Source organism: Elusimicrobiaceae bacterium (genome assembly GCA_017520185.1).
GTDB lineage: Bacteria > Elusimicrobiota > Elusimicrobia > Elusimicrobiales > Elusimicrobiaceae > Avelusimicrobium.
Genome location: JAFXGO010000030.1, coordinates 139,900 through 156,352, shown reverse-complemented (window position 1 = coordinate 156,352; position 16,453 = coordinate 139,900). Strand labels below are relative to the sequence as shown.

Here is a 16,453-nt window from a genome sequence, read left to right as displayed (position 1 = left end):
TTTCTCCATTTAAAGAGGATTTTTAATATCTACAAATTCTACTTCTACGTCAAACTTGCTCGCCACCAAATCCATCAAGGCACACACTCCGATTTTTTCTGAGTTGTAATGCCCCAGAGCCACACCGTTTATATTGCCTTCTCGGCAAATTTCCTGTGCAGGCTCATCCATACTTCCCGTAATAAACAAATCCAACCCCATTTTCACTCCGTCCGGCAACATACTCCAGCCACCGCCACTTACAACGCCTACACGGCTCACTTTTTCTTTTCCAAATGGCAATGTCAAAGCATGCGCTTGACAAGTTTGCTCTAGTTGTGCGACAACATCTTTCAAATTTTGCGGTTCAATCTCCCCGCAAAAACCGATTTCTTGTCCATGATAAGCAGCAAACGAACGGACATTTTGAGCATGCAAACTATTCAGCAAAAGTGCATTATGTCCAATGACCGGATGTTTATCTAAGGGCAAATGGTAGCCCAGCAAACTAATTTGGTTTTGCAATAAAAAAGCAACGCGCCGGCCAAAAGGACCCACCAACGCTTGTTCTTTTCCCCACAATAACCCATGATGCACGACTATCATATCGGCACCCGCTTGTTTGGCCTTTTTAAAAAGTTCCAAACTAGCAGACACGCCAAAGACAATTTTTTGCACCGTATCCCGTCCCTCCACCTGCAAACCGTTAAGGCTGCTGTCGGGCACATTGGATATTTGTAAATAGTCGTTTATAAAAGAAACGACGTCCTCGCGCGTAGTCATAGATTTATGTTATCATTTTTATACAATGAAAAAAATATTTTTTTATAGTATTTTCTTATTTTTATTTTTTAACCCGTTAAAAGCCGAAATTTTGCCGGTGGCTCCTTATTTGCCGGCTACAGAATCAGACTCCACCCGCAATGCCCCCATCACTGTACAGCATCCGCAAGAAAAAGCCATTCTGCCGAAAGAGGCCAAAAACATTTATTTATTCGGAAAAATCAATCTAAAATCTCCCTCTTTGCAGATCAACGGAGTAGATGTGCCCCTGCACAAAAATGGCACCTTTTTGACTTTTTTACCTGTAGAACAAGGAAATTTTCAATTTCTGTTAACCGCCCAAAGCGAAGGAAAGACCTATCAAGCACAACGTAATATTGTAGTAGCAGGCACCCCTATTCAAGTATTTCAGGCCAGAGCCAAATTTGACCCTCAAGAAATATATCCTTCCAAGCCGGCATGGTTTTTGCCGGGAGACACCTTGCTTTTATCTGCCAGAGGCACACCCGGTGCTTGTGTCAAAGCGCACCTTTACGGTCTTAAAAATGGAAAAAGTATAGAATTAAAAGAAAGTTCTCGGCAGCCGGGTTTATATCAGGCGCGTTTTTCCATTCATCAACATCAAAACCCTCGTTCCGTCAAAGTCAGCTACAGCATGTACGATAAAAAAAGTAAAACTAAGGCAAAAATTGTGGCAAAAGAAAAAATAAGAATATTGGATCCTGACACCCCTTTGCAACCCGCTTTTGTAAAAGATTCTGCCACAAAACTACGCCAAATACCCGTTTATCAAGGGAGTCTCTATCCCTTTTACCGCGCCTTCGGAGAAGTATTGATTGATGGAAGGGATAATGGACTTTATCGCTTGCGTTTATCAGCAGAGGAATCTGCTTGGCTGGAGGAAAAAAAGTTAAAACTATTTTCTCCAGACCGCTATCAAAACAATGTATTGAAAGAAATGGACGCTATTTCTTATCCTGAAAAAACGCAAATTCGCTGGACCTCTCAAAAACAAGTACCCATTTATGTACAAGAGTTTAATAATCGCTTAGAGTTGTCTTTTTATTATACGGCGGACTTTGAAGAAAATTTCAATTTTGATTCCACTTCGGCTTTATTGGAAAAAATAGAGTGGACTCAACCGCAGGAGAATCAAGTTAAGTTCATTTTGTATTTTAAGGCCGGATTGCTTTGGGGACATTCCTACCGATACGAAGGGACAGACTTTGTCTTGGATTTAAACCATCGCCCCACTATCTGCGCCACGGATGCCTATCCGCTAAAAGGTGCACGTATTTTATTAGATGCCGGTCATAGTCCCAAACGTACCAATCCTTATGACGGAGTGGTGACTCCTTCCGGATTCTTGGAATATGAATTAACCTTGCCTTTGGCCGAAAGTATAAAAGCCAAATTGGAAAAAGCCGGTGCCACCGTCATCATGACGCGCGAAGGCAATAATTTCATCGGTTTAACAGAACGATACAAAAAAGCGATGGCAGAAAAAGCGCATATTTTCATCAGTTTGCATTACAATGCTTTGCATGATACGGGCAACCCTTTGGCAGCCCCGCGCGGGTACTCTGTCTATTACACCTATCCGCACTCTTTTGATTTAGCCGAAAGCATTTACAAATCGTTTAACAAATATGTGCCGTTGCCGGACAATGGGTTAATTGCCGATGATGTCTTTTTTATTCCGCGCATATCAGAAATTCCCAGTATTTTAGTGGAAAACGCTTTTCCGATTTTACCCGAACAAGAAGAATGGGTATTAAGCGATAAAGGGAAACAAATTTTGGCCGATACTTTATATCAAGGCATTTTGAGCTTCTATCAAAAAGAATATTCCCAACACTAAATTCCCCTCCGCCTCTACAATATGATAGAATGGAAGTAATGGGTAAAAAAACCAATGCTATCAGCCGTTTTTTAAGTGATCGGGTAGATATAATTATCATGCCTCGTGCGGGTTCGTCTAAAAAGATAAAACTAACCGGGCTGACTTTTGTTATTTTTATTGCGCTTTGGGCTCTTTTTACATTGGGGTCTCTTTGGTTGTGGAGTAAGGCCTATGATTACCATTTAACGAAGGCCGACAACAAATTAATGCGTGTAAAAATGCAACTGATTTCCGACGAATTAGAACGAGGAAGAAAATATTTATCTTTGACACAAACAACCGAACAACAAATGCGACAAATGTTAGGAATGCCCGGTGGAAAATTTATTAATTTACCCAAAGGTTTGCAAGATAAGAAGCAAAAAGAAGATGACCGCGCCAAGCAACTTTTTGGCAGTGATTTAAAAGAGTTTGATACGGAAGAATTTGAAAAATATATAGACAGCATGCAGGAAACGGCGGAAGAAAGATTGGCCTCTTTCCAAGAAATTGCGTGGTATTTTGCCAATCAAAAAGAAGGCTTAAACTCCACTCCTTCCATTCGTCCGTCTTCTTCTCGTATTAGTTCCGGTTTTGGATATCGGCGTGATCCTTTTGGCCGCCCGACGGGACGCATGCACAAAGGCTTGGATTTTGCCGGAAAGCCCGATAGTCCCATCGTCTCTACGGCTGACGGCGTGGTGCGTCATACAGGCTGGGTAAACGGCTATGGCCAAGCGGTACTTATTGATCATGGATTTGGTTATTCCACGCTTTATGCCCATGCTACCGGCATTAAAGTAAAACCGGGAGAAGTGGTAAAGCGCGGTCAAATTATTGCCTTTATGGGTACGACCGGCCGCAGCACCGGTACTCATTTGCATTATGAAGTATGGAAAGACGGACAAGCCGTCAATCCGAGAAACTATTTTAAATAAATTTAGGAGGAAGCCATGAGCTTTTTGAAAAAAGATTCTGATTTCGCATCCGGAGAACATTTTTCCATCGTCAGTGCGGAATGCTACTTTCAAGGTACGTTAAGTGTGCAAGGTTCTTTGCGCGTAGACGGTAAATTGGAAGGTTCGGTAGATAATGCCCGTCAAGTAATCGTTGGAGAAGGCGGAAAAATCGTGGGAGACGTGACGGCCGCAACGGTTGTATGCGGAGGAGATATTGAAGGAAACGTCTGTGCCGAAATGTTAGAAGTATTGGGAAAAGCCGCCATTAAAGGTGACATCCGCGCTCAAAAAATGATTGTAGAAGAAGGGGGCCGCATTGAAGGAATGTGCAAGATTGGCGGTGCCGAAAAAACTTCTGCAGAACTAGAAGATAAAGAATAAGGAGTCAATAAATGATATCTTTCCTCATCAAATATAAAAAGGCCATTTTAATTATTACTTTGGGCTTTTTCATCGGCAGTATCGCCTATATTGGGTTAGACTCGTACCAAAGAGGTTCTTTTAAAGATACAGCTGCTATCGTCGGTGATACCAAAATCACTTTCCGCAATTTGTTTAAAGCGGCCGATGCCCAAGCCCGCCTTTTGCGCAACAACGGCGTAGATGTAGATGAAAATATGATGAAAGGGCTCAATCAAGAAGTGTTGAAAGGATTAATCAGCGAAGAAATTTTAAATCAAGCTGCCCAAGAATTTGGTCTGGCGGTGGCAGATTATGAAGTGGCTTTGGATATTCACTCTTTCCCGCAGTTTAACCAAGATGGAAAATTTAATAAAGCCGCCTATGAATATGCCGTTAAACATCAGTTGGGTGTCACGCCGGCTCAGTTTGAAGAACAATTTCGACGCAGCAAATTGGCCGACCGCTTCCGCATGGCTTTGTACTCCATTTATAAACTCACGCCGGAAGAAGTGCGCTTTGCCTATTTGACCCAAAACGGCAATATGAAAAATTTTGAAAAAAATAAAAAAGATTTCGAAAAACAGTTATTTGAAACCAAAATGGAAACGGCCCAACAGGCTTTCTTTGATGATTTTAATAACCGTGTAGAAATCAGAACTTTCTTGGACGAACAATAATGAAAAATCGTGTACTCATAGTAGGTTCTGTAGCTTTTGACTCTGTAGAAAACTCGCATGGCAAAGCCGAGCGCGTATTGGGCGGAGCTGCCAGCTACTCCTCCATTTCCGCCAGCTATTTTGCACTCCCCAACATTGTGGCGGTAGTCGGTACAGATTTTACGACACAAGACAAGGCTCCGTTTAAAAAATGCGGAGTAGATATTTCCGGACTTGAAGTGAAAGAAGGCAAGACGTTTCATTGGGGCGGAAGTTATGATAAAGACCTCAAAAATGCCACCACTCATTTTACGGATTTAAATGTTTTTCAGGATTTTAATCCTGTTCTGTCTGAAGAACAAAAAAATGCAAAAGCGGTTTTCTTAGCTAACATTGATCCCGAGCTTCAACTATCAGTACTCAAGCAGGTTAAAAACCCTAAATTGGTGGCCTGTGACACCATGAACTATTGGATTAGCTCGCGCAAAGAAGCCCTGCTCAAAGTATTGAAAAAGACCGACTTATTCTTTTTGAATGAAGCCGAAGCGCGTCAACTTACCGGAGAGTATAATTTAATTACCGCCGGAAAAAAGATTCTTAAATTGGGAGCCAAGCATGTTATTATCAAATTAGGCCCCAACGGATCTATGCTGGTCAGCAAATTAGGCATTGTACAGTTTCCTCCCTTTGTGTTAGAGCATGTGTACGATACTACCGGTGCCGGAGATACTTTTGGCGGCGGAGCAACGGGCTATCTGGCCAGTCTGCGCAAGTGGGACACTTTATCTGCCATCAAACGTGCGATGATGATTGGCAATGTGATGGCCTCTTTCACTATTGAATCTTTCAGCGTCAAACGTTTGGCTTCCATTAAAGAAGGCGAAATTGAAAAACGTCTCAAAGAATATACCTCTATGTTGCGTTTTTAGTGATAATATTTCTCAAATACCCCGCTTTTAAATGGGGTATTTGAGAAAAAACAAAAAAATTTTATAAAATACTTCCCTTTTGTAAAAAAATTTGTTAAAATAAATATATAGATTTCATGCCGGGGTGCTGGAATTGGTATACAGGATAGTCTCAAAAACTATTGCCCGCACGGGCTTAAGGGTTCAAGTCCCTTCCCCGGTAAAATATTAAAACCACCTGAAAAGGTGGTTTTTTGCAACTACTGTTCACAATAAATCCTGATTTTTGCAATGAAAACTGTACGATTCGCTTTATTATTAAATATTTTTCCGGCTGCATTAATCGCATACCTTGGCTATAAAGCCGTCGCGTGGGGGTGGGACGGGCTTTCTTTATGGAGAATTACTTTGATATGGGGCAGTTGGTTTGTCATAGCCTCTTATATCGCGATTATCAGCACCGTGTATGCAGGAAAAGGGATTCCTACAAAAGATATTCTACCCTATCTGAATGTAGCAGCTACCATACATGGATTGGCTCTTTTGTCTTTTATCATCTTTTCGTGGTGTCTTGCCCCATATACTTTCTTCACAATTATAATAAGAATTTTTTGGACCTTATATATTCTTCAAATTGTACCTTGGATTTGCGTAATAGCAGAGCAAAATCTAAAAAAGTAGAAATTGTAATGAAACTAAAAACTTTGTTATTGCCTTTGACCGTCTCTGTTTTATCGGGTGACTATGTAAAAGGCCAGCTACACCTTATGACCTTGCCGGTAGCTGTCAAAGTATCCGTATCTCTTTAGCACGCTCTATAAACGAATCCAAAAGAGGCCTCTTTTCACTTCTATGTCGGCAAAATATTACATCTGAAAAGGTGCTTTTTTGTTTCTGTCAAACTCTCTCCATCTTTGTTTATATAAACTTTTTCTTACATCGTACTCCAATCACCTATTCTCAAAAACTACCTTTGCCACCGCGCATAGCAGAAAAAACTTTGGATAGAAGTTTTGCACACCACAAATCATTTACAAAAATTTTAAAAATTTATATATTATGCGTATGACTAAATACAACATTAGAACCCTTGAAGAAAAAGAAGCTATTTGGAAATATTACCAAAAGCATGGTTGGAAAAAAATGAATGAGAAATATGGTGTTTCTCGTTCCTTGATGGCTGTTTGGAAATCAAGAGTCGTAAACGCAACTTCATCTGACAAGCATCCGTTGGCCCGCCATTATTTGGTTGGTCCGGATAAAATCGCTTACGTTAAGCAAATGCGCAAAGAATATCCAACCCTTTCTTTAGAACAGCTCCGCCAAAAAATACTTCCCAAATTTAAGATTTCTAAAACTTCTATTTGGCATATTTTAACAGGTCGTTAAATAACTAAAGTAAACCCCTACTTCAAAAAGTAGGGGTTTTTATTAGACAATTTTTTTGATAAAACACTTTTTTATTGCTCTTATTTTAAGTACAATGTAAGTATCTTACTTTTAGAGGGAGAATATGAAAATAAAAGCCTTATTTTTAACGTTGTCTGCTGCTATGCTGCTTGGTGCTTGCGTAGAAGTACCGCAACCGCCGCAAATTAATGTTTCTTTGCCTGTTGCCGGCCAAGAAACTGTATGGACCTCTGCCGAACAACAAGGAAAGCCCATCTTGATCGCTGTAATGGCCAGCTATTGTGGCTGGTGTAAAAGATCTTTGGCCGCTTTGGAAATAGCCAACAAAGAATTTGGAGATAAAGTAGAAGTGGTAGGTGTTTTCGTAGATTCTGACGAAGCCAAAGTCAAAGAAATTATCAAACAATACAACTTAAAGAGCAAAATTCTTTATAACGGACGCCAAACCGCCCAAGATTTAGGGGTACAAGGATTTCCGCATATTATGCTCTTCAACGGCAAACACAAATTAGTGAAATTTTGGGGCGGTTATTCCGACACTTTGGCTGATCAATACCGCGACGAAATCAACAAATTAATAAAATAAAATATTTTCTAAAAAAAACCCCGAGCATAACTCGGGGTTTTTTATAAACTGCAAGAACAAATATGCGGTTTCTCCATACAAACATATACCTTTGTTTGAGGAAATAATTTTTTCAGATGGGCAATAAAAAATTCATACGCTTCTTGGCGCAAAGATTCCGGATAACGCATTTTCCCATCAAACTCTAAAAGAAACTCTCCGTCTAGAATCCAATTTTCGGGAAATCTATTCTCTACCACTTTTTTCAATTCTCTGGAAAAACGCAATAACCCAACACTAATCCAAGCCACTTTTTCATTTGGTACACTGTCCGCTATTTGTTCTGCGGCGGCTAAATAAGCCTCTTTCCACCCTTCAAACGGAACGACCGGATCAAAATGGAAACCAAGTCTATACCCTGCTTGAGCCACCTGCTTAGCTGCAGATAAACGTTGCGTTAAAGACGGGGTAAAATGCTCCACCTGTTCTATAAACTTGGGTGCATTTACAGACCAGCTGATTACCACATTTTCAGCACCCCCCTCTTTTAATAGTCCGTTAATACAGGTACTTTTGGTTTTAAATTCAAACTGCAAATGCGGTCTTTGTTTAAAAAAAGGCACCAAATCATGGCTGTATTGGGTCAGTTCATCAAAAACCAAAGAATCTGTAAACTCACCGCTTCCGATACGCACACGATCAAAAGGACCTTTTCTAAATTGGGCTTGATCAATTTTATCCAAAAAATCTTGTACATTAGCCGGTAATAAAACCGCATGTAAATTTTGATACTGTTGCAAAAAACAATACTCACATTCAAAACGACAACCAAAACCGAGATTAATCAAATTATATCCACAACCGGCATTCCCTTGAGAACAGGGACATGGTTTTAAAAAATCATACTTTTCTTGATGAATAAGCAATGTATCTGTTCGACGAGAAAAATAAGCAGAACCTACCTTTTGTTTACCGTCCCAAACATAAAACTCCGCCTGCGGAAACATTTTTTTAGCGCGCTGCGCTAAAGCGGAGTCTTTTACACTATTTTCGATATAAACATGTTTGGGAGAAAAAGGTTTTTCTTGTAAATCAGCCTTTTGAGCAGGGTCAAACTCCAACTTAGGCAAATAAAATGCACTTTTGGCAGCGGTGGAAAAACTACAGGGATAGCGTTTTTTAAGCAATATTTTTTTGGCCCGTTCAAAACTCAGGTTTTTTTCTACAGGCAATGCTTCTTCTGCAGCAATTCCGTCCCGCTTGCAGATTTCATAAATCAAACGAGATAATTCCCGTTGTTTATTAACCCCCAATTCAGGCAAAATAGCATTTAAGTAATTAACAATTTCTTCCACCTTACCCATGTTGTAAAAACTCCTTTTCCTCATCGGTTAATTCAACTTTTAAAGCCTGTATATTTTGCAGCACTTGCTGCTTATTTCTCGCCCCGAACATAATGGCTCTGACTCCAGATTGTTTTAGCCCCCAAGATAAGGCCACCGCTGCGGCACAAATGCCTTTTTTAGCAGCTATTTCTTTTACCCGTTTTGCCGTTTCTTGCGCTTTTATAAACCTGTTTGAGGTGTAATACGGATAAAAATATTTACGGGCATCTGCGCGCCGGAAATTAGGCTCTTTTTGATATTTACCGCTTAAAATACCTCCGCCCAATACGCCATATCCCCAAAAAGCAATTTTATTTTGAGAACAAAAATCCAATATTTCCGTTGGATAAGCAGCCAACAAAGACAGTTGATATTGCACATACTCAATAGGCGCGCATTGACAGGCCTTCTGCAAAAGCGCTAATGGGAAATTACATATACCGATGGAACGAATTTTTCCCTCTTTTTTCAAACGAATTAAAGCAGACAAACTATCTTCTAGCGGAGTTTTAACATCAGGCCAATGGAGTTGATATAAATCCAAATAATCGGTCTTAAGACGTTTTAAAGAAGTTTCACATTCGCTAATGATAGAAGCGGGGCTTAAATCATGATCCGGACGGTTAGATTTGTTTAAACAAATCCCACACTTGCTGGCTAAAAACACCTGCTGACGGAAAGGCTTTATTATTTCTGCTAACCTTTTCTCGCACTCACCCCAACCATATACAGGCGATGTGTCTATCTGATAAATACCTTTTTCCAATCCTGCATACAGTAATTGTTGGGCCTCTGCCACAGGCATTTCCCCCCAATCACTGCCGCCGCCCAAAGCCCACGTACCCAACACTAAAGAGGATATTTTTTCACAAGCTATAGAGAGCGGCGCAGTCATAAATATATTAAGCGTTAGGCAAATCGCCGGCCATGTTGCCCATCGCTTGAGCCGCTAAGGCTTGGCTTTCGCGTATGGCTTTATTAATAACCGTTTTTAATTCTTCGCCCAATTGTTCTTGAGAAAAACTTTTGAAATTTTCATTTACTTTTACTTCTTTAACTTCTTGAGAACCGGAAATAGTCACTTCAAAAATATGATTGGGACTATCCACTTTAATTACCATATTATCCAAGCGTTTTTTAATTTCTTGGATTTGGTTTTTCAAATTCCACAAATCTTTCAATTGTCCTAATTTATTAAACATACATCCTCCTAAGATATTTATTAAATTTTACCAATTTTAGAGTTCTATCATTTTCATATTTCGCACAAAAATTACTGCACTTTTCACAATTTTAGAGGGATACAACGCCTCAACTGCCTGTTTATATGCACTTAATTGCGCGGCATACTTTTGGGCGCTTTGTATAAGGTTTTCTTCTGAGATTTGGTCTGTTTTATAATCTATTACCCACAATAATCCTTTATCATCCTCTAACAATAAATCAATTACCCCGCGTAAAGTGCCTTGCTCAAGACGTTGAAAAAACGGCATTTCCACTCCCCATGTTTTCATAGATCTCAATGTATCAAAAAGATCCGATTGAACATAAGGCTTTAAAATATTTTGTGCCGGAAAGATCAAATCTGCCCTATCCAGACTCATACAAGCACAATAAATAGCATCTTCGACTCCTTTTTTTTGTTGCCAAATATGAGCCAAAGCGGTATGAATGACCGTACCCAAATCCATCGCATCTTGATCTTGCAAACGCGCATCTGCCAAGTCTGATGGATTTTGCGGCAATATCTGCTGTAAGTGCTGTTGGTATTGCGTTTGACGTTTCTCATAGGCAGACGGCCAATGCTGAAGTAAAAGTTTGTTCTCAGGAGATAATATATCCGTTTTTTGCTGGTAAATAAATGTAGCCGGATTGCGTGGGGTTTCATAACGCACACGCAAACCATCTTCTAATCCTAAAATTGTTTCTTTTTGATCTTCTTGAGGAAAGCGACCCGCTTTCATAAACATGGAAGCCGTTGTTTTCGTTTCGCTTTTTTCATTTCCTACCACTATTATTTTTTCTCGGGCACGCGTCAAAGCCACATACAAAAGACGCACTTGCTCGCATTGAGCATGCAAAATTTGTTCTTCTTCCAACCATGCCAAGTTCATATCCGGATACTTCCCGACTCTCAAACCATGCAAGTCATACTGCCAAGAATATAAATAGTCGGATTTTTTGTTGGAAGACGCCTCTTGCTTAGAAATATCGGCCAAGATGACTACCGGAAATTCAAGCCCTTTTGACTTATGCACCGTCATAATGTTGACAGCATCGGTGGCTTCTTTTTCAGATAAAGCCGTCAACCAACTTAACTCTTGCTGCATCAACTCATCAATTCTGCTTAAAAATTGCCCCAAAGTAGCGGGTTTTTCTAAAGAGTGGCCCTCAGCCAAAGACACTATTTTTTCTAATGTAGCAATGCTTCTCTCTCCGTCGTAAGCAATGCAGGAAACTTCTGATAAAAAGGTTTTTTCCAACAATTCTCTTAAAAATTGAGGTAAAGGGGTTTTGCCGGCACAAGCAGAAAAATAACGAAGTTGACTAAACAGTTGCTCTACTTTTTCATTTTCGCTGGGCATTCGATAATCCTGCTCTCGGCGTTTATAAGCCTGATACAATTCTTCATCCGTTAAGGCTCCCAGCGGGCTGCGCATTACTCCGGCTAAGGCTATTTTATCTTCCGGATCATTAATACAACGCAACAAATTTAACAAATCATTCACTTCCTGCCGATGATAAAAATCTCGGTCTTCTTCTATAGAAAACGCAATATTGGATCGACGCAGAGCATGGATATAAGGAGTCAACTGCGTGCGGGAAGAAAAAAGTAAGACTATATCTTTATAACTTAGTTTCCGTCCGTCACGCAGGCTCATTTTGCCCACGTTTTCTTCAATCCAGGAGGCAATAAAACGTGCTTGATTTTCACGATAATCCTCGGCAGACAAATCTTCGCTCTTTTTTATCAATACCAATTCAGCCGCAGCAGAAAGATCTTGTTTGGCGGTAAAAATGGGCTCGTAAAAAGGTTGAAAAGCTGGTTTTTCCACCATTACTACAGAACACACGTCATTAGCTAAGGCCACAATTTCCCGCTCACTTCGGAAATTTTGACGCAGATAGGCTTTTTCTCCACCTTGTTTTAAAATAAGGTCTGTAAATAATTCATAAGCCGTAATATCGGCACCGCGGAAACGATAAATGGATTGTTTGGGATCTCCCACCACAAAAAGTTTTCCTTTTTCCAATTTTACCTCTTGCCAGGTTGTTGCGCCATTTCCTTTTTCTTCTGCTAAAAACAATAACAATTCTCCCTGAGCAGGATCGGTGTCTTGAAATTCATCAATAAAAAATACGTCAAAGGATTCTTGTAATTTCCGTCGAACTTGCAAATTATTTTTAAGCAAACTCCGCGTTTTGATAATTAAATCATCAAAACTTAAAATTCCTTCGGCCTTGCATCGGCCACGCACTTTTTGAACTAAAGGAGCCAATAATTGGTAAGCAGTTAAAATACGCTGTTGAACAAAAGGATCTACCGCCGCTGAAAAGCGCAATAAAGCGCGTGCTTTTTCTACACTTTCCTGTTCCCAATTAGTAGGTACACTTCCGACGGATATTGTTTTTTCTTCTTCCGGCAACTCTTGCGTTTGCAACCAATGTGCTGCCTGCAGAAATCTGCGTTGAGCCTGTTGTAAAGCCAATTCTAACGCACGAGGTTTTTTCTTGCCTTCCAAAAATGCTTGCGATAAATATTGGGCTTGTTTGGCACTTTCCTGACAAACTAACATTATTTTTTCTTTCTGAGAAAAATAATCATACTGTTCGATTTTACCACTACACATTTGGCGCGCGCATTGGCAAAGATCGTTTAAAGTAATATGAGGCAAAATTTCTTTCCACTTGGCAGCACGTGTAGACTGTAGCCCTAATTCTTGGTCCAAAAAACGATACCATTCTTCTTCAAAAATGCCTTTTGCTCTGGGGCCGCTATCAATATCCGCATTCGGCGGCAGTCCTGCCTCCAGCGGATAAGAACGCAGTATTTCGGAGCAAAAAGAATGTATCGTACCGATGGGACTACGGTCCAATTGATTTAAAGCTGCTTCCGCCCGTTGCCAAATAACCTCTTTAGAAATGGCAAAATGTTCCAACAAAACTTGCAGGGTCTCCTCCGGTTGTTCAGTTCGCAATGCACGCAAAACAGCCTGTAATTTGTTAATTAAACGGGTTTTGATTTCTGCTCCTGCTTTTTCCGTAAATGTAAGAGCCACCAATCTCGGCGCGGCAATACCTTGCGCCAACAATGCAAAGCATAAACGATCTATCAAGAGGGTGGTTTTCCCCGTACCGGCACCGGCTTCCACCACCATATTTACACCCAAATGAGTCCTAACACGAAACCGGTCTTCCGTTAAAATGGTCATTGCTTGGCCTCCTGCAATAAATGGAACTCTTTGGTATGGCGTGAGCGTAATAAACTGCGAAAATTATCCTTTCGGCAAATGGCTTGATAAGCACAGTATTGACAATGATCGGAAGGATTGATAAAAAAGCAACTGGATACAATTAATTTCATAAGCAGGGAGAAAAAATCCGCCGCTTTGGAAGAAATGTTCTCAAAATCGCTTTGTGATAATTCTTGACGAGCATACCCCTTGTTAATACCCAACAGGGCGGCACCGTCTTTTTGCAAACCTTTCGTTTGAGGTTGTTCCGATGCCAAAATCAGATAAATAAACGGTTGCAAAATCACCTGTTTAAACATAATCTCCGCTAGGCCTTTCTTGCCGGAAAGACTGGATTTATAATCTAAAACACGAAATCTTTTGTTTTTCCAATCAATATCTATTCTGTCCACCGTTCCCTTTAATTTAAGGCGAAGTTGAGGTGAAGGGGCATAGATTTTTTCAAATGACGTTTCAAAAATTTGCGGAACAAAGCCTTTCAAATATTCGGCATCTTTTACTACAAAGCAAGCCAATTTTTCTTGAATATCGGTTAAAATTAAATCCCAAATAACAGGATATATCCCAAACCATTTATAACTGTTTTTATCGTAATGATTTTGTAAACTTTGGCAGACTCTTTCTTTTAAAGCCGTTTCAAACAATTGTCCTGTCAAGCCTTGCTGATTCAAAAGGGTATAATAGTCCATCAAGGACTCGTGATAAATATCCCCGCGCAAATTAGCCGCCAATTCGCTGCGGCTAAAAACATCTTCCCGTTCGCGCAAGCCAAGCCCCTTGTTAAAAAAATATTTCATAGGACAAAGAGCCAAATCTTTCAACGCAGACGGCGAAAAACCTGCCGTATTTTGCGCTTGAAAAATATCTGCACCACTTTTCACCAATCCATCATAGGCGTTTCCTGCTCCGATGCCAGCCACCTGCCTTGCCGCAAATAAGCAATTTTCCAATTCCTTACTTAATAACCCCGTTTGCTCATATTCTTCTGACGTAGCATTTTGAGTAGCCAGCAGTAAAGTCACCTCTTTTTGCGTTAAAAAAGTTGGGTTAACTTGTTTTAGGCGTTGTGTTTTGCGCGCAGTAATAAATTTTATTTTTTCACTTTCCAAAGGAATCTGTAAAAGGCGGCCAATTTCTGCCAAATAACCGGAAACAATCATCGGTTTTCCGTCTTGGTCCGAACGCAAATAAGAGAAATAAATTTTTTGCTTGGCTGCTTCTATCGTGCAGAAAAAGAGTAATCTCTCCTCATCAAAACGTTCCATTTTTTGATTGATCCAATACCCCAACTGATCCCGCAAAATACGGCGGTAATAATCTTTCAGCATCGGGTCTTCGCGCAAAACTTGAGGAAATTTCTTTTCATTTAATCCCAACACAAATAAAACTTTGAAACTCAACCCACGCAAATTCATTACATCAACAACCGTCGCACCGCCTGAAGTTTGAATCACCTCATGAATGCCAAGTTGCTTAAACATAGACATTAATTCGTCTAAAAATTCATTTTTATCTGCTTGTTTGGATACACATGAAAAACGAAGCAAACTCTTTAATCCTTGCTCCCACTGACGCCAAATCAAATGTTCTTGAGCGGAAAAAGAAGAAAAATCAATATTTTTTTCTAAGAAGGTCTGTACGTGCTTACACAGCAATTCCCAATCTAATGATGTTTCTAAAAATTCCAAATTGGCTTTGGTTTGCTCTAACCATTTCAAAAAAGAAGCATCATAATGAGGTAATGATGGACGCAACAAATCTGCCCATTGCGAGAAATCTCGTTGTGCTTGGCACTCAAACACCAAATAACGCCAATTATTCTTCTGTTTAAAATAAGGGGATTGCACAACAGATAGCACTTCTTCCCTGCCAAAACCGCTGCGCGACAAATTCAATAAATTATGCAAAAACACACCTAACGGATAAGCAGATACCGGCTGAGAAAAAGAGGCATTCAACGGAATAAGATTTTGTTTAAAAACAGCCGGCAATAAATTTTTATACGGGTCCAAACTGCGTGCCGTCACTGCCATATCTTCATAACGGATGCCTTCTTCTTCATGCAGGCGCAACATTTCTTTAGCAACAAAAAACAACTCCCCTTCCAAATCAGGAGATGAAACTATTTGCATGTTTTCTACCGTTTTCTCTGTTTCCCGTCCGGAAAATAAATATTCTGCCGCAGAATTACACGCCAACTCAGCCCAATTTTCATTCACTTCTTCTACCGTTTGAGCCAGCCCCAACAAATTACTTTCAAAGAATTTTTTACCATAAGCAAAAGCCGGATGCTGAGCATAAACCCAGAAAACAGAAAGAGCATAATTTCGGCGTAAAACGTTAAACAACTCTAACTGTCGGCCCGTAAACTCATAAAAACCGTACACGATAATTTGTTTAAATCCTTTTAAATAGGCCGAATTTTCAGCAGCACGAAGCACTTGGGAAAAGTATTGAGCATAAGAGCGATAGTTGGATATTTTGTCCATTTCTCCCAAATAAGCACGATATATATCCAGCAACCACTTTAAATGCGCTTGTTCCTCCATCAAAGAAAACTCCGGCAAAGAGAGCCAATGTTCGTACAAAACTTCCGGCTCCACCAAGGCGTCGGCCAAATCCCTCAAGGAAGATTTTAAGGCACTAATAATACCGGGAGTGGGAGGATAACGGTTCAGATCGGGGCGCAAAAGCAGTTTTTTTAACAAATAATCTTGTAATTGGTCTGCCGGCAATAACGGTTTGCGATTCGGAATATTTTCTTGATCTAATTCTTTCATTAATTGACCTATCGTTTTAAAGGCCAAATTACCGATTACGGGCTTATGTTTGAGCAATAATCCCTGCAAATAACTCGCTACTCGTTGAGAAGGGCACAAAACCAATCCCCCTTGCTCCGGTCCTATCTGCAAGTTAAGGATATATTCAATAAATTTCTGCTCCAAGGCGCGGAGCGGTGCATAAAATAGCTTCATAAAATGCTATATTAATAAGAAGTTTTATACATTATTGCATTTTTCCCACTTGTGGAGCGCAAAAAATTAAAAAA

14 protein-coding genes and 1 tRNA gene are annotated in these 16,453 nt (G+C 40.1%); 9 read left to right on the top strand and 6 right to left on the bottom strand.

Features of this window, described 5'->3' with window-relative positions; all coding sequences use genetic code 11:
• Positions 1-9: 9 nt before the first annotated feature.
• The gene (locus tag IKL48_05640; GenBank protein MBR3604133.1) at positions 10-762 is read right to left on the bottom strand and encodes a Nif3-like dinuclear metal center hexameric protein; all 753 of its coding nucleotides are present in this window, start codon (positions 760-762) and stop codon (positions 10-12) included.
• Between the two features lie 25 nt (positions 763-787).
• Here IKL48_05640 and IKL48_05635 point away from each other — a divergent pair, with 25 nt between their 5' ends.
• The 9 genes from IKL48_05635 (at position 788) to IKL48_05595 (ending at position 7,565) form a co-directional block, all read left to right on the top strand.
• Positions 788-2,623, top strand: coding sequence for an N-acetylmuramoyl-L-alanine amidase (locus IKL48_05635; GenBank protein ID MBR3604132.1), 1,836 nt, complete (start codon positions 788-790; stop codon positions 2,621-2,623).
• A 38-nt stretch (positions 2,624-2,661) separates the two neighbouring features.
• A complete protein-coding gene (locus IKL48_05630) occupies positions 2,662-3,582 on the top strand; it encodes a M23 family metallopeptidase (protein ID MBR3604131.1) in 921 nt (306 codons plus the stop codon).
• A gap of 15 nt (positions 3,583-3,597) precedes the next feature.
• Positions 3,598-3,984 carry a polymer-forming cytoskeletal protein gene (locus tag IKL48_05625; protein ID MBR3604130.1) on the top strand — a complete coding sequence of 129 codons (387 nt, stop codon included), beginning with the start codon at positions 3,598-3,600 and terminating at the stop codon, positions 3,982-3,984.
• An 11-nt stretch (positions 3,985-3,995) separates the two neighbouring features.
• On the top strand, positions 3,996-4,682 hold the full coding sequence (locus tag IKL48_05620) for a SurA N-terminal domain-containing protein (GenBank protein MBR3604129.1): 687 nt from the start codon (positions 3,996-3,998) through the stop codon (positions 4,680-4,682).
• The gene (locus IKL48_05615) at positions 4,682-5,590 is read left to right on the top strand and encodes a bifunctional hydroxymethylpyrimidine kinase/phosphomethylpyrimidine kinase (GenBank protein MBR3604128.1); all 909 of its coding nucleotides are present in this window, start codon (positions 4,682-4,684) and stop codon (positions 5,588-5,590) included. Before IKL48_05620 ends, IKL48_05615 begins: the two co-directional genes overlap by 1 nt.
• A 118-nt stretch (positions 5,591-5,708) precedes the next feature.
• A tRNA-Leu gene (locus IKL48_05610) sits at positions 5,709-5,792 on the top strand.
• A gap of 68 nt (positions 5,793-5,860) precedes the next feature.
• Positions 5,861-6,250, top strand: coding sequence for a hypothetical protein (locus IKL48_05605; GenBank protein ID MBR3604127.1), 390 nt, complete (start codon positions 5,861-5,863; stop codon positions 6,248-6,250).
• 384 nt (positions 6,251-6,634) lie between these two features.
• Positions 6,635-6,958 carry a hypothetical protein gene (locus IKL48_05600; protein MBR3604126.1) on the top strand — a complete coding sequence of 108 codons (324 nt, stop codon included), beginning with the start codon at positions 6,635-6,637 and terminating at the stop codon, positions 6,956-6,958.
• 124 nt (positions 6,959-7,082) lie between these two features.
• Positions 7,083-7,565 carry a TlpA family protein disulfide reductase gene (locus IKL48_05595; GenBank protein MBR3604125.1) on the top strand — a complete coding sequence of 161 codons (483 nt, stop codon included), beginning with the start codon at positions 7,083-7,085 and terminating at the stop codon, positions 7,563-7,565.
• Between the two features lie 41 nt (positions 7,566-7,606).
• Here the strand turns inward: IKL48_05595 and IKL48_05590 are convergent, their stop codons facing one another.
• The 5 genes from IKL48_05590 to IKL48_05570 are packed head-to-tail and all read right to left on the bottom strand — an operon-like array spanning position 7,607 to position 16,379.
• Positions 7,607-8,908 (bottom strand): hypothetical protein, encoded by a 1,302-nt coding sequence (locus IKL48_05590; protein ID MBR3604124.1) that lies wholly within the window; start codon positions 8,906-8,908, stop codon positions 7,607-7,609.
• The gene (locus IKL48_05585; protein ID MBR3604123.1) at positions 8,901-9,824 is read right to left on the bottom strand and encodes an aldo/keto reductase; all 924 of its coding nucleotides are present in this window, start codon (positions 9,822-9,824) and stop codon (positions 8,901-8,903) included. Before IKL48_05585 ends, IKL48_05590 begins: the two co-directional genes overlap by 8 nt.
• 7 nt (positions 9,825-9,831) lie before the next feature.
• Positions 9,832-10,131, bottom strand: coding sequence for a YbaB/EbfC family nucleoid-associated protein (locus tag IKL48_05580; GenBank protein MBR3604122.1), 300 nt, complete (start codon positions 10,129-10,131; stop codon positions 9,832-9,834).
• 36 nt (positions 10,132-10,167) lie between these two features.
• Positions 10,168-13,362: a UvrD-helicase domain-containing protein gene (locus IKL48_05575; GenBank protein ID MBR3604121.1), complete on the bottom strand. Its 3,195-nt coding sequence runs from the start codon at positions 13,360-13,362 to the stop codon at positions 10,168-10,170.
• Positions 13,359-16,379, bottom strand: a complete 3,021-nt coding sequence (locus IKL48_05570; GenBank protein ID MBR3604120.1) for an exodeoxyribonuclease V subunit gamma — start codon at positions 16,377-16,379, stop codon at positions 13,359-13,361. Before IKL48_05570 ends, IKL48_05575 begins: the two co-directional genes overlap by 4 nt.
• Positions 16,380-16,453 lie beyond the last annotated feature (74 nt).

Coding starts and splice junctions, on each gene's coding strand:
- IKL48_05625 (MBR3604130.1), top strand. CDS start 3,598: ATGAGCTTTTTGAAAAAAGATTCTGATTTCGCATCCGGAGAACATTTT.
- IKL48_05590 (MBR3604124.1), bottom strand. CDS start 8,908: ATGGGTAAGGTGGAAGAAATTGTTAATTACTTAAATGCTATTTTGCCT.
- IKL48_05570 (MBR3604120.1), bottom strand. CDS start 16,379: ATGAAGCTATTTTATGCACCGCTCCGCGCCTTGGAGCAGAAATTTATT.
- IKL48_05635 (MBR3604132.1), top strand. CDS start 788: ATGAAAAAAATATTTTTTTATAGTATTTTCTTATTTTTATTTTTTAAC.
- IKL48_05620 (MBR3604129.1), top strand. CDS start 3,996: ATGATATCTTTCCTCATCAAATATAAAAAGGCCATTTTAATTATTACT.
- IKL48_05600 (MBR3604126.1), top strand. CDS start 6,635: ATGACTAAATACAACATTAGAACCCTTGAAGAAAAAGAAGCTATTTGG.
- IKL48_05585 (MBR3604123.1), bottom strand. CDS start 9,824: ATGACTGCGCCGCTCTCTATAGCTTGTGAAAAAATATCCTCTTTAGTG.
- IKL48_05615 (MBR3604128.1), top strand. CDS start 4,682: ATGAAAAATCGTGTACTCATAGTAGGTTCTGTAGCTTTTGACTCTGTA.
- IKL48_05605 (MBR3604127.1), top strand. CDS start 5,861: ATGAAAACTGTACGATTCGCTTTATTATTAAATATTTTTCCGGCTGCA.
- IKL48_05575 (MBR3604121.1), bottom strand. CDS start 13,362: ATGACCATTTTAACGGAAGACCGGTTTCGTGTTAGGACTCATTTGGGT.
- IKL48_05630 (MBR3604131.1), top strand. CDS start 2,662: ATGGGTAAAAAAACCAATGCTATCAGCCGTTTTTTAAGTGATCGGGTA.
- IKL48_05595 (MBR3604125.1), top strand. CDS start 7,083: ATGAAAATAAAAGCCTTATTTTTAACGTTGTCTGCTGCTATGCTGCTT.
- IKL48_05580 (MBR3604122.1), bottom strand. CDS start 10,131: ATGTTTAATAAATTAGGACAATTGAAAGATTTGTGGAATTTGAAAAAC.
- IKL48_05640 (MBR3604133.1), bottom strand. CDS start 762: ATGACTACGCGCGAGGACGTCGTTTCTTTTATAAACGACTATTTACAA.